This window comes from Rhodospirillales bacterium (assembly GCA_023898785.1).
GTDB lineage: Bacteria > Pseudomonadota > Alphaproteobacteria > Micavibrionales > Micavibrionaceae > TMED27.
The window spans coordinates 2,077,193-2,089,251 of sequence record CP060239.1 but is presented as its reverse complement, the minus strand read 5'-3'; the positions used below and the strand labels follow the sequence as shown (position 1 = coordinate 2,089,251).

The 12,059-nt window shown below is 47.7% G+C and carries 12 protein-coding genes; 3 read left to right on the top strand and 9 right to left on the bottom strand.

Annotation, left to right across the window (positions count from 1 at the left end):
- Positions 1 to 47 precede the first annotated feature (47 nt).
- The gene (locus H6859_10415) at positions 48 to 482 is read right to left on the bottom strand and encodes a rhodanese-like domain-containing protein (protein USO05523.1); all 435 of its coding nucleotides are present in this window, start codon (positions 480 to 482) and stop codon (positions 48 to 50) included.
- Between the two features lie 154 nt (positions 483 to 636).
- Here H6859_10415 and typA point away from each other — a divergent pair, with 154 nt between their 5' ends.
- The 3 genes from typA (at position 637) to H6859_10400 (ending at position 4,746) form a co-directional block, all read left to right on the top strand.
- Positions 637 to 2,454 carry a translational GTPase TypA gene (gene typA, locus H6859_10410; GenBank protein USO05522.1) on the top strand — a complete coding sequence of 606 codons (1,818 nt, stop codon included), beginning with the start codon at positions 637 to 639 and terminating at the stop codon, positions 2,452 to 2,454.
- Positions 2,455 to 2,562: 108 nt separating this feature from the next.
- Positions 2,563 to 3,630, top strand: coding sequence for a fatty acid desaturase (locus H6859_10405; GenBank protein ID USO05521.1), 1,068 nt, complete (start codon positions 2,563 to 2,565; stop codon positions 3,628 to 3,630).
- Positions 3,631 to 3,756: 126 nt separating this feature from the next.
- Positions 3,757 to 4,746, top strand: a complete 990-nt coding sequence (locus tag H6859_10400) for a response regulator (protein USO05520.1) — start codon at positions 3,757 to 3,759, stop codon at positions 4,744 to 4,746.
- 11 nt (positions 4,747 to 4,757) lie between these two features.
- On the opposite strand, the gene H6859_10395 is transcribed toward H6859_10400, so the two are convergent.
- The 8 genes from H6859_10395 to ccoG form a co-directional block, all read right to left on the bottom strand.
- The gene (locus H6859_10395) at positions 4,758 to 5,264 is read right to left on the bottom strand and encodes a hypothetical protein (protein USO05519.1); all 507 of its coding nucleotides are present in this window, start codon (positions 5,262 to 5,264) and stop codon (positions 4,758 to 4,760) included.
- Positions 5,251 to 5,802: a response regulator gene (locus H6859_10390; GenBank protein USO05518.1), complete on the bottom strand. Its 552-nt coding sequence runs from the start codon at positions 5,800 to 5,802 to the stop codon at positions 5,251 to 5,253. The genes H6859_10395 and H6859_10390 overlap by 14 nt, the downstream gene beginning before the upstream one ends.
- 102 nt (positions 5,803 to 5,904) lie before the next feature.
- Positions 5,905 to 7,203, bottom strand: a complete 1,299-nt coding sequence (locus H6859_10385; GenBank protein ID USO05517.1) for a methyl-accepting chemotaxis protein — start codon at positions 7,201 to 7,203, stop codon at positions 5,905 to 5,907.
- A 17-nt stretch (positions 7,204 to 7,220) separates the two neighbouring features.
- A complete protein-coding gene (locus H6859_10380) occupies positions 7,221 to 7,757 on the bottom strand; it encodes a PAS domain-containing protein (GenBank protein USO05516.1) in 537 nt (178 codons plus the stop codon).
- Between the two features lie 43 nt (positions 7,758 to 7,800).
- On the bottom strand, positions 7,801 to 7,977 hold the full coding sequence (ccoS, locus tag H6859_10375) for a cbb3-type cytochrome oxidase assembly protein CcoS (protein ID USO05515.1): 177 nt from the start codon (positions 7,975 to 7,977) through the stop codon (positions 7,801 to 7,803).
- Positions 7,974 to 10,199, bottom strand: coding sequence for a cadmium-translocating P-type ATPase (cadA, locus tag H6859_10370; protein ID USO05514.1), 2,226 nt, complete (start codon positions 10,197 to 10,199; stop codon positions 7,974 to 7,976). Before cadA ends, ccoS begins: the two co-directional genes overlap by 4 nt.
- On the bottom strand, positions 10,151 to 10,618 hold the full coding sequence (locus H6859_10365; protein ID USO05513.1) for a FixH family protein: 468 nt from the start codon (positions 10,616 to 10,618) through the stop codon (positions 10,151 to 10,153). Before H6859_10365 ends, cadA begins: the two co-directional genes overlap by 49 nt.
- A gap of 2 nt (positions 10,619 to 10,620) precedes the next feature.
- Entirely contained in the window at positions 10,621 to 12,018 is a 1,398-nt protein-coding gene (gene ccoG / locus H6859_10360; GenBank protein ID USO05512.1) for a cytochrome c oxidase accessory protein CcoG, read from the bottom strand.
- Between the last annotated feature and the right edge of the window lie 41 nt (positions 12,019 to 12,059).

Genomic DNA, 12,059 nt, shown 5'->3' with positions numbered 1-12,059 from the left:
GCAAAAAGGGACAATAAGTAACGAATTGCGGCAAAAGCAGCTTTACTCTAACCTTTTGATTTGTTTATTGTATTTTGTTTTAGTGTGTTGCCATTATTTTCTAGAAACACGCTCATGACCTGACGTTCCAGCGAAATCACCTTGCGCCCTTTTTCTGTCGGCAACCCAGCTGCCTTCCAGCCTGGCAAACTACCCTCCAGACAAAACAAATGGTTCTCACCACGCGCGCAAGGCCCCTCTTTCATATAGCGTTCCAACGCCATTTGCGCCCGTTTCCCGCTCTTGCACTGAAAAATAATTTTTCGGTTCTGACAGATCTGTTCAACATTTTGCACTGAAAACATACTTAAAGGGTTCAAAACAGCGCCCGGAATATGCTCCTCGTCATATTCCCCCTGATCACGCACATCAAAAATCACAGCCTCGCCATTTTGAAGCCACTCGTGCGCTTGTTGCACCCCGACAATCGGTATTTCAGACATAATCAAAATCCTCAAAAAAGAAAATTACGTATAAGCATTTAATAATATATAAGTACGAGTCAAGGCTGCATACACAAAAACGCATTTATTTTACTTCCCTTTTGGACCGCACTCCTATAGGACTTTGCGGGTTATAAAGAAAGAAAAACGGACCATGACAAAAAACTTACGCAACATCGCAATCATCGCCCATGTCGACCATGGCAAAACCACGCTGATCGACTCCCTTATGAAACAAAGCGGCATGTTTCGCGAAAACCAGAATGTCGATGTTTGCGTCATGGATTCCGGTGATCTTGAAAAAGAGCGCGGCATTACCATTCTTGCCAAACCAACCTCCATTCAATGGGGTGACGTTCGTATCAATATTATCGACACACCAGGCCACGCCGATTTTGGCGGCGAAGTAGAGCGAGTATTAAACATGGCCGACGGTGTAATTTTACTGACCGATGCCGCTGAAGGCCCAATGCCCCAAACAAAATTTGTTCTGGGAAAAGCCCTGGCCCAAGGCCTGAACCCCATCGTCATTATAAATAAAATTGACCGCCCCGATGGCCGCCCGGAAGAGGTTGTCGACGAGGTCTTTGACCTCTTCGTATCCTTAGACGCCAATGACAAACAGCTCGACTTCCCGATTATGTACGCCTCTGGCCGGGATGGCTGGTGCGTTAAAGAATTGGACGACCCGCGTGAAAACCTGACGCCCCTGCTCGATTTGGTATTGAAACATGTTCCTGCGCCAAGTGGCGATAAAGACGCCCCCTTTGCAATGCTCGCCACCTTGCTTGATTCTGATCCGTTCCTTGGCCGCTGCCTGACTGGCCGCGTAATTAACGGCTGCGCCAAAGTAAACGACACCGTAAAAGCTATAAATTTGAATGGTGATCTCATCGAAAATGGGCGTTTAACGAAGCTCCTGACCTTTGATGGCACGCAGCGCGTTCCCGTTAGCGAAGTCAGTGTCGGCGACATCATCTGCATCGCAGGTCTAACTAAAGCGTCTGTATCCGATACAATCGGCGCGCCCGCGTTGAACACACCCGTAGCTTCCACCCCCATCGATCCACCCACAATGGCCGTCATGATCACCGTGAACGACTCCCCTTTCGCCGGCACCGAAGGCAAAAAAGTCACCTCAACCATGATCCGTCAGCGCTTACTCAATGAGGCAGAGGTCAATGTAGCCATTACCTTTAAAGAAAGCGAAAGCAAAGATTCATTCGAAATCGGCGGCCGCGGTGAACTCCAGCTTGGCGTTTTGATAGAAACCATGCGCCGTGAAGGCTTTGAACTGACGGTGTCGCGCCCACGTGTTCTCTTCAAGGATGTAGACGGCCAATGCCACGAGCCGATCGAAGAAGTCACCATTGATGTTGACGAAGAATACGCTTCCACGGTCGTTGATAAAATGAACCGCCGCAAATCGGAAATGACCGATATGCGCTCATCCGGTTCTGGCAAAACCCGCATCACATTCCTTGCCCCCTCACGCGGTCTGATTGGCTATCAAAGCCAGTTCGTGACCGATACCCGCGGCACAGGCGTATTTAACCGCGTATTCCACTCCTACGCGCCATATAAAGGCGACATCCCGCAACGCCGCCACGGCGCGCTGATCTCCACAGATCAAGGCCAGGCCGTCGCCTATGCAATTTTCAACCTGCAAGACCGCGGCGTAATGTTTGTTGAACACCAAACCCCTGTTTACGCAGGAATGATTGTCGGCGAACACAGTCGTGACAATGATCTGGAAGTAAACGTCCTCAAAGGCAAAAAACTCACCAACGTCCGCGCCTCTGGCAGCGATGATGCCGTAACGTTAACACCGCCACGCAAAATGAGCCTTGAAGACATGATGGCCTATATCAACGATGATGAATTATTGGAAGTCACCCCGACAAACTTACGTCTGCGCAAACTCCACCTCTGCCCGCATGAGCGTAAAAAAGCCAGCCGCGCAGCAAGCTAACAATTCTTCTTTTAGAGAACTTTGGATAATTACCCACTATGCCTTGGCAGCGCATAGTGTAAATGCAACACTTATCCATTAATTGCAAAAAACAAATGAAGAGTTCCTATGTCGGCCCCCACCACCCAAATCGACTTTAAAAATAAATCTCCAGAATATTTCAAAACCCTTGCCGATCACTGCGCAAGCTTTAAAGGGGCAGATACAAAGCGCAGCATCACGCAAATGACCGTCACGCTGGCGCTGTTCACCGCAGCGCTCATCGGCTTAACCCTCTCGGTTCAAAGTGGAAACTGGCTGCTCTATGCCCTACTCCTCATCCCCACTGGCGGCCTGCTGACCCGTATTTTCATTTTCCAACATGATTGCGGCCACGGTTCCTATTTCAAAACCCGTAAAGCCAATGACAATGTTGGACGCGCCCTCAGCATCCTGACTTGGACCCCTTATAGCTTCTGGCGGCGTACCCACAACATGCACCATGCCAGTTCCGGCAACCTCGACAAACGCGGCTACGGCGGCATTGAAACCATAACACTGAATGAATTTAAATCCTTACCCCCCGCCAAACAACGCTTCTACCGACTCTACCGCAATGCATATCTGCTGCTCGGCCTCGGTACGCCGCTCTTTGTGCTCGTCGTTCAACGCTTTTTAGTAACGGAACCATTCCTGCCCGAGATCGCCCCCAAAGCCAATATGAAAAATGCCTGGAAAAGCATCTATGGCCTCAATCTCGCCCTGATGATTATCTATGGCACACTTGGCCTGATAATCGGCTTTTCTACCTTAACACTGGTTTACCTGCCGGTCCTGATCATCACCTCGTGGATTGGCGGCTGGCTATTTTATATCCAGCACCAATTTGAAAACGCCCACTGGGAACGCCAGGAACAATGGAGCTATAATCAAGCCGCATTGATGGGCAGTTCATACTACGATCTGCCCCCAATCATCCAGTGGTTCACCGGCAATATCGGCCTCCACCATATCCACCATCTCAACGCTACCATCCCCAATTATAAGCTCCAGTCGTGTCTTGACGCCCACCCGGATCTCAAACATCTCAACCACATGAACTTCAAAGATAGCCTGAAATCAATCAAGCTGGCTCTTTGGGACGAAACCCGGCGCAAAATGATCAGCTTTGAAGAAATGGATAAACAGGCGGCATAACGGTACCTTGAAAAATACGAAACACACAATTCTGAAAACGCGGTGTCAAAAAATCATTTTCTAAAACCCAAATCACCCCTATAATTTGTACACAATCGTATTTACTCCCCGGAAAGCCCATCCATAATGAACCGCCTGAGAAATGCCAACATCCTTGTCGTCAATGAAATAGGCAGCACCCGTAAGATGCTTACCAACATTTTACGAATACTTGGAGCAGGCTCAATAGACGAAGCAAGCGATAAAGCAGACGCCTTCCGTAAATTCAACGAAAAAGATTACACATTGGTAATATCAGCACTGATCGACGGAAGCCAAGATGCAATTGGCCTCGCAAAAGATATTCGCAACAACCCGGCCTCTCGAAACCGGATCGTCCCAATTATCGCAACAACCGGCCCCAATACTCTCCACCTCGTAGATGCCGCGCGCGAAGTCGGTATAACAGATTTACTGCAAACGCCTTTCACAGTTGACGATATGTCACGGCACCTCAATTACAACTTAAGCCTGCAACAAGAACAGCTGGAAGCCGCAGCGCTTCCGCAAGAAAAACCACAGATCGACACCACAAAATCAAACGATCCGGAAGGCGGTTGGCCAGAAGAAGAAGAAGCCACCTCGCTTACGAAAATGTTATTAGAACATTACATGAGACACCATGAAATCGTCTTTATGAAATTAAAATTTGCACAAGATGCAACCCAAAAAAGCATTCATCAACTACGCAGCACGCATGAAAAAGTGCGCCACCGGGATAACACAAACATCCACGAATTCAATGATTTCGAAAAAATGTGGGAAGAAATAATCCAGATCTTCCTCAATGGCGGCTTGGCAGAAGAGGAACTCTTCAAAATCGAAAAACTTGTTACGACAATTCCTGAGGACATCAAAAAACACTACAATACGCTCAGCGCCCAGGATAAAAGTTTTTTAAGTCTGGTCGAAAGTCTGAACGCAGACGCATACAAAAAGGCCAAAAACCGCGTAACCGCTCTACAAAAACAACCCAACCCACTCCACGGGAAAACACCCGAAGAATATACCACGCCCAAAGAAACAGAAGAAGAAAATCCGGATGCTTTTATTTTTATGCCCAAACGCCGGAAATAAGAGCCATCTTTCTAAGAGTATTTCTGAATAGCCAACGCCACACTGTTCATCAGTTCTTTAGCTTTGTCACTCTCGTCCGAACGCAGCCTTTCATGAAGAGTCACAAGCATCGCATTAATATGCGCCCGCACTATAATTTGATGTTCTTCCTTATGGATATCGATTTTTTCACAAAAATCACGCAAAGACAACGCAAAATAGCCCATCAGGTCGTACCCGTACATAGAGGCTAAATCTTTCGCATTATTGGAATAATTATAAACCCTTTCCAATGCATCCGCCCGTACATCAGACTTTTCTGCACCCACACACGCATCCCAACTTACCTGCAAATTCCGCAAAACATTTTCAACCTCCACCGAATATTCAGCTTCTTTCTCATCAATTACCTTTTGCGCCTTCTGAATACGAAAATTCTGAATCTGTCCCTGCCCCTTCGCAAAAGCAGACAAGCCTGCCTTGGACTTTAATTTGTTAACACGGTGGAAAATCTCAACTTTATCATTATTTTTGTTCATAATGCGCCTTCAAATCTTGTGGTTTAGCTTTCCGCCGGTCTTCATGATCAAAGGCCCTGTTTTGCCGACGCCGGTCAGGCCCAAAAAAACTCTTACTTTTTACAAAGGGTCGCGGGCTGTTAATGGTACGCTGAATACGTTTAGCCAATTCCGCAGCAGAAACAGGTTTAACAATAACCTCATTAGCACCAAGATCGCGCGTTTCGCTCACAAGCGATCCAGACGTATAAGCACTACAAACAACCACCGGCAAAAATTTAATGGTTTCCTTATTGCTCTGCCTGATCCACTGCAAAAGCGCCCTGCCATCCATAACCGGCATCAGCCAATCCATAATCACAACATCAATATTGCTGCCATTCTCAAAATTATTAAGCGCCTGAATTTGTTCTTTCGCCTGCGCCCCATTCTCAGACGTCAGAACGCGGCCAATGCCCATCTCTTTTAAGGTTGCCGCTATAATCTGAGAGACAAAAGAATAGTCATCGACAATAAGAATCGTAAACTTGCTAAGATCTAATACTTCATCGGCTGTCATAAGCTTTATGATCAAATCACTAAAAAATTATAAAAAGACTTATTTTTCAATAACATATGGTGAACGCTATGGATTAAAATCTGGCTTCCACTCCCTTAAGGCTTAAGCAATTTTCTTCAGTTCACCCATGAACACGCCCATTTTATTGAGTAGGGCTTCAACCTGATCTTTGCTGTGCAAGGATAGTTGCTCGGTTGCATCTACGACCTGAGCGCTGATTTCATCCACTTTCGTGATGTCCGCACCGATCTCCTGAATGTTCTCAGCAACAGTATTGGTAGCGGTTGAGGCTTTTTGTGCGTTGGAAGCAATTTCAAGGGAGGCCGCGTTTTGTTCTTCGACGGCGGCAGCGACAACCGTGCAGGCTTCATTGATGTCGGCAATAGATTTCCCTATGCCATCAAACGCGGATACGGCGCTGTTGGTTGCACCTTGAACTTCGTTGACTTGCTGGCGGATATCGTCAGTTGCTTTTGCTGTTTCAGCCGCAAGATTTTTGACTTCTGAGGCAACAATGGCAAAACCTTTTCCAGCTTCACCAGCACGTGCTGCCTCAATTGTTGCGTTAAGGGCAAGAAGATTTGTTTGTTCGGCAATATCTTCAATCAGCGTAATAACCTCGTTGATGCTAGCAGCGGTAGTAGCCAGTGCGTTAATGATTTCGCGCGCCTGATCGGCATCATGAACGGCTTCGCTGGCCATTGTCGAAGTTTTTGTAATCTGTGTGCTGATTTCCGCAATGGAAGAAGACATCTCTTCGGCAGCAGCCGAAATGGTCTGTACATTCATCGACATTTCATTGGAACTGAGGACAACCGTTTCTGCACCCTGACGGGTAGAGGCTACGGTATCTCCCATTGTCTGAGCTCCACTCTCAAGGGTTTCCACGGTGCTGTTGATCTGACTGACAACTTGCTTGAGAGAGTTGTCAACATCGTCAGCAATGCCGACGAAAGATTCCATCTTATCGGCCACATTGAGGGTGGCCTGATTGATAACGCGGGCGCCATTTAATAAATTCCCATGCATACCGTCTTCGATAATGCGGCGAAAATACTGGTTACGGCTGACATATTCCATAGCAGCAGTGGATTCACGAACAAAGGCATCCATAAAGTCGGTCATTTCATTGACAGACCATAAAAATTCAGAGATTTCACCATCTTCCGCGATATTGGTCAGGCGTGTTTCAAAGTCACCGTGGCCGAGTTTTTTGCAAGCGTCAGTTGCACAGGTGATTGACTCCTGCGCATTTTGAATGAAATAAAAGCCGGTCGCCAGTGTAATGATACCAATCGCCAGCGCAACCAGATAAAGAGATGAAAAATATCCTCCAAGCATACATAACAGCGTTAGCCCCAGACAGATTTGAGCTTTAGAAAGAGAGGATAGATTTTTCATAGCAAATTCCTTTTTCTTCAGGCTGCATTTGAAAGAGAAAAGATGAGCTCGTCGTAACCAACGCCTTTCTCTTCAAGTAAAGCCACAAGCATTTGATAGGCGCTGTTCATGCCTTCTTTAGCATTTTTGTGGCTGTTTTCTTCATCTAATAGCTTTTTATATAGCGGAACGATTGTATCGTTGAGGACGCGTCTGTCTGGAACGCGTCGATTAGAGTGATATCCTACGATATTGCCCCCTTCATCGAAGCTGGGGGTGACATGGGCAAGAACCCAGTAATGATCGCCGTTGGCCGAACGGTTTATAACGTAGGCAAATATCTCTTTTTTATCTTTTTCTATCGTATCCCACAGCAACTTAAAGACGCAGCGTGGCATTTCAGGATGGCGTATGATGCTGTGGGGCTGATCAAGGAGATCTTTTTCGGTATAGTCCGCTAGCGTCATAAAGACGCGGTTTACATAGGTTATGCGGCCTTTGAGATCCGTTTTACTGACAATGATTTCATTTTTATCGAAGGTGCGTTCTACACCTGTAACGTGTGAGTTCTTCATATGTTTTATCTATTCTAGATTAAAATTAGAGCTTTAACTCTGTTTAACTGTGACGGATATCATGCTCTTGTGTCAATGTTTTTTCGTCATCGAGCAAAATGCGATGAGCTGCGCCGTCGAGATCGTCATACTGACCTGATTTCAAACTCCAGACAAAGGCAGCCAGGCCAAGCAGGCCAAGAAACAGGGCAATGGGGATGAGGTAGATAAGGATGCTCATTTTATGACCTTTAAGCGAAATGAATTGGCGATCACTATGAGTGACGAACCTGACATGGCAATCGCAGCAACGAGCGGCGTAACAAGTCCGCTCAGTGCCAGCGGTACGGCTATGATATTATAAAGGACAGCTAAAGTGAAATTTTGTTTTACGAGCTTTTGAGCAAGCCGAGCGGTATTATAGGCTGTATGCACAGGCATGAGTTTTTTGCCCATGAAAATAATATCGGCTGCGTTTTGTGCCATATCGATGGCGGTGCCTGGCGCCATCGAGACGGTTGCCCCGGTCAGGACAGGCGCATCATTCAGGCCATCGCCGACCATAAGGATTTTATGACCTTCGCGTTTAAGGTTTTCCATGATTTGGAATTTTTGCGGTGGCGTTTGTTCGCCGTAAAAACGTTCTATACCGCATTCTTTGGCGCTTTTTTGTGTTATGTGATTTCGATCGCCGGAGACAATAATGGGTGTCAGACCGGATTTTTTTAGAGCCTCAATACAATCGCATGCATCTTCGCGCAGGTGATCAGTGAAGAAAAAGGCAATAGGTGTCTGGTTGTCGATCCGCAACCATAATTCCAGCATATCTGAAGGCGGCGCATTTTTATCACCGCACCATGTCCGGCTGCCAAGACGAACGGATTTCCCATCAATAACACCTTCTAGTCCCTGACCGGAATGTTCCTGTATGTGTTTTGTTTCCAATAAAGTTCCTGCGTAAGACTGGCCTATAGCTTTGGAAAGTGGGTGGCGACTGTGGGCGGCTAGAGAGGCGGCGAGGCGCAGGGCTTCTTGCGGCAGGCCTCCTTCCAATGCGGGGTGGCCCAGTGTGAGCGTGCCGGTTTTGTCGAGCAGAACGGTGTCAATACTGGCGAGTCGCTCTAAAGCATCGCCGGATTTAATGAGTACACCGTTTTTCATGAGCTTGCCGGTGGCCAGGACTTGTACGACGGGTACGGCCAGTCCCAGTGCGCAAGGACAGGTGATGATGAGTACGGTGATGGAGATCATGAGCGCGGCTTGCCAGTCTAAGCCGCCGATAAAAAACCAGCCTAAAAAGGCGAGCGCGGCCAGCATGTGCACGACGGGTGTGTAGAGGCGCGCAGCACGGTCAGCCAGACGAACGTAGCGGGCTTTGCTTTGTTCGGCCTGTTCCATGAGTTTGACAATTTCGCTGAGCAGGGAGTCTTTGGCCGGTTTGGTCACAATCATTGTAACGGAGGCGGACAGGTTTAATGTTCCCGCAAAAATATCGTTTCCAGGCTTGACAGCGCGGGGCAGGGTTTCGCCGGTGACAAGCGAGGTATCAACTTCGCTTTGGCCTTCGATGATCTGGCCGTCGACGGGGAAATTTTCCCCTGCAGCAATACGGACGTGGTTGCCTTCGCAGATATCGCGGATCAGGACGCGGCGGACTTTGCCGTCTTCTATAACGCTGGCAAAACCGGTCATGACGGCCAAAAGGTCTGAGGCCCCTGCGCGGGCCTGTTTGCGGGCGCGGAAATCGAGGGTACGGCCAATCAGCAGGAAGAACGTTAGCATGACCGCAGAATCGAAATAGACGTGTTCGCCGCCATTTATGGTTTCAAAAAGGCTCATGGAGCTGGCAAGAATAAGGGCGAGAGATATGGGCACGTCCATGTTGGCGTGTCTGCCTCTAAGCGCTTTTATGGCAGAGCGGAAGAAGGGACGGCCAGAAAATAAAATTGTCGGCAGGGCGATAGCGGCAGAGATTAAATGCAGGAATTCGCGCGTGGCCAGTCCCATTGTTTCGCCTGTGGCGCTCCACAGACCGACGGAAAGCAGCATAATGTTACCCATCGCGAAACCTGCCACGCCAAGGCAAAGCAACAAGAAACGCTCTTCAGCTTTACTCTCTTCCTGCCAGATTTGTGGGTCAAACGGATTAACGGTATATCCCAGATTTTCGATTATATGTATATAGCGATTGCTTTGTTCTGGTACGCCGGACCAGGTAAGTGTGAGACGCCTGGTTGTAAAATTGAGCCGCGCTAAAATTATATCCTGTTCTTGGGAAAGACTGCCTTCGATCTTCTGGATACAAGCGGCGCAATAAACACCGCTAACGAGAACGGAAATTGTGTTCAACCCTTCAGGCGTTTTTTCAACAAGCGTTTCATAGCCGGATAATGTTTGCGTATCATGGTTTCCGTTTACGGGGCTGTGAAGCTGTGCGTTGTTTGATAGTGCTGATCGTCCCATGTGCAGTTGAGCTTTGCTTTCCAAAGACCTTTTAGGGGCAGGTCAAGCTTTGCTTCATAAACCCCGCGCCGCATGTAGTCTAGCGTTATTTCAAAATCATAGCCATCTTGGACCGGGCGGATGATTTTTGCAATGACGCGGGCATTTCCCAGTGGCCTACCCGCTTCGTCCTTTACGTTCCAGTGTAATACGCCGTTCTCAAAACTCAGTTGCTCTTGCAATTTTGGTTGCGCACGAAATTTTTCAAAATTTTCGTTAAAGGCCAGGCCTTTTTCATAGGCATTTTCGGTAGTAACACCGGTGTGAGTGCTTATGGCAACATAGACAAATATACCATCGAGAATGGCAATAACGGCGAAGAAAGCTACGAAATACCATGGAATCCATTTGTCTTTTGGATTTTTAATGGCAGTTTCCATGGCTACTTTCTCTGCGTGATAAAGGTTGATGTGTAGCTATCATGCAAGGATCCATCTGAATCTGTCAATGTTAGCGTTACATCACGGGCGGGACCGGGCTCAATATCGGCACTGATGAAGATGTGATATTCACCAACGCTGTCAGCATCGACATAGAGCGTATTTGAATCGATATTTCCTGCTGCGCTAACTTCAATTTTTGCTTCGGGCAGGCCTTCAACACTTAAGGTATAGGTCCGGTTTTCAAAGGTTTTGTTGAGAATTTTTATGGTGTAGCCGTTACGGATTTCACCGCTGGAAAGCTGAACAAATAGCGGGCTGCGATCATGCAGGACGTGGAGTTCCAGCTGTGCCCGGTTTATAAGCGCATAGAGCATGATGCTCCCGACCACAGCCATGATAATGCCATAATAGAATGTGCGCATGCGCATAATATGAAATTTTTCTTTACCGCCTTTGATTTCTGCGGCCATGTGGTTGGTGGTGTCATAACGGATCAGGCCACGTGGCAAATCAAGCTTGTCCATGATGTTGTTACAGGCATCGACGCACAGGCCACAGGCTATGCACTCCATTTGCAGTCCATTACGGATATCGATGCCGGTGGGGCAGACCTGAACGCAAGCGGTGCAATCGATGCAATGACCGCGCCCATCCCAGCTTTCACCTTTTTTATGACTACCGCGAGGTTCGCCGCGTTTTTCATCATAACCAATGATGAGAGTATCTTTATCGAACATGGCAGATTGGAAACGGGCGTAGGGACACATATAAGTGCAAACCTGTTCACGGGCAAAACCGGCCATAAGGTAAGTGGAGAAGGTCAGACCACCGATAAAGCCGAGCACGGTAGGAGAGACATCAAATTCAAAAAAGCTGCGAACCAGTGTGGGCGCGTCATTGAAATACAGCACAAAAGATCCGGCTGTACACCAGGCGATAACCAGCCAGATGAAGTGGGTAGCGAGAATTTTTCCAATCTTGTCAAAGCTCCAGGGACTGTCGTGAAGTCTTTTGCGAGCATTGCGATCCCCCTGGATGATGCGTTCAACCCAGACAAAAAGATCGGTCCAGACGGTTTGTGGACAGAAATAGCCGCACCACACACGGCCAAACATGCTGGTGACAACAAACAGACCGATGGCCGCAAGAATAAGAATACCAGTGAGGAGATAGACTTCCTGTGGCCATATTTCGATCCAAAACCAGTAGGCGCGCCGGGCGGGCAGATCAATCATGATGGCCTGATCAGGAGCGTTTGGCCCCCGATCCCAGCGAATGAAAGGGGCAAGGTAGTATAGCCCCAACGTAGCAATCATTGTCGCCCATTTCATTTTACGGTATTTTCCCCAAACACGTTTGGGATAGATTTTTTCCTGTTTGGCGAAGAGTTCGAGCATGGGTTTTTTCTATTCTAAAATATTTTTATATAAGTATATAC

What these genes read in the sequence shown, in the direction of transcription:
- H6859_10415 (USO05523.1), bottom strand. Translation starts at nt 482, where the DNA reads ATGTCTGAAATACCGATTGTCGGGGTGCAACAAGCGCACGAGTGGCTT.
- typA (USO05522.1), top strand. Translation starts at nt 637, where the DNA reads ATGACAAAAAACTTACGCAACATCGCAATCATCGCCCATGTCGACCAT.
- H6859_10405 (USO05521.1), top strand. Translation starts at nt 2,563, where the DNA reads ATGTCGGCCCCCACCACCCAAATCGACTTTAAAAATAAATCTCCAGAA.
- H6859_10400 (USO05520.1), top strand. Translation starts at nt 3,757, where the DNA reads ATGAACCGCCTGAGAAATGCCAACATCCTTGTCGTCAATGAAATAGGC.
- H6859_10395 (USO05519.1), bottom strand. Translation starts at nt 5,264, where the DNA reads ATGAACAAAAATAATGATAAAGTTGAGATTTTCCACCGTGTTAACAAA.
- H6859_10390 (USO05518.1), bottom strand. Translation starts at nt 5,802, where the DNA reads ATGACAGCCGATGAAGTATTAGATCTTAGCAAGTTTACGATTCTTATT.
- H6859_10385 (USO05517.1), bottom strand. Translation starts at nt 7,203, where the DNA reads ATGAAAAATCTATCCTCTCTTTCTAAAGCTCAAATCTGTCTGGGGCTA.
- H6859_10380 (USO05516.1), bottom strand. Translation starts at nt 7,757, where the DNA reads ATGAAGAACTCACACGTTACAGGTGTAGAACGCACCTTCGATAAAAAT.
- ccoS (USO05515.1), bottom strand. Translation starts at nt 7,977, where the DNA reads ATGAGCATCCTTATCTACCTCATCCCCATTGCCCTGTTTCTTGGCCTG.
- cadA (USO05514.1), bottom strand. Translation starts at nt 10,199, where the DNA reads ATGGGACGATCAGCACTATCAAACAACGCACAGCTTCACAGCCCCGTA.
- H6859_10365 (USO05513.1), bottom strand. Translation starts at nt 10,618, where the DNA reads ATGGAAACTGCCATTAAAAATCCAAAAGACAAATGGATTCCATGGTAT.
- ccoG (USO05512.1), bottom strand. Translation starts at nt 12,018, where the DNA reads ATGCTCGAACTCTTCGCCAAACAGGAAAAAATCTATCCCAAACGTGTT.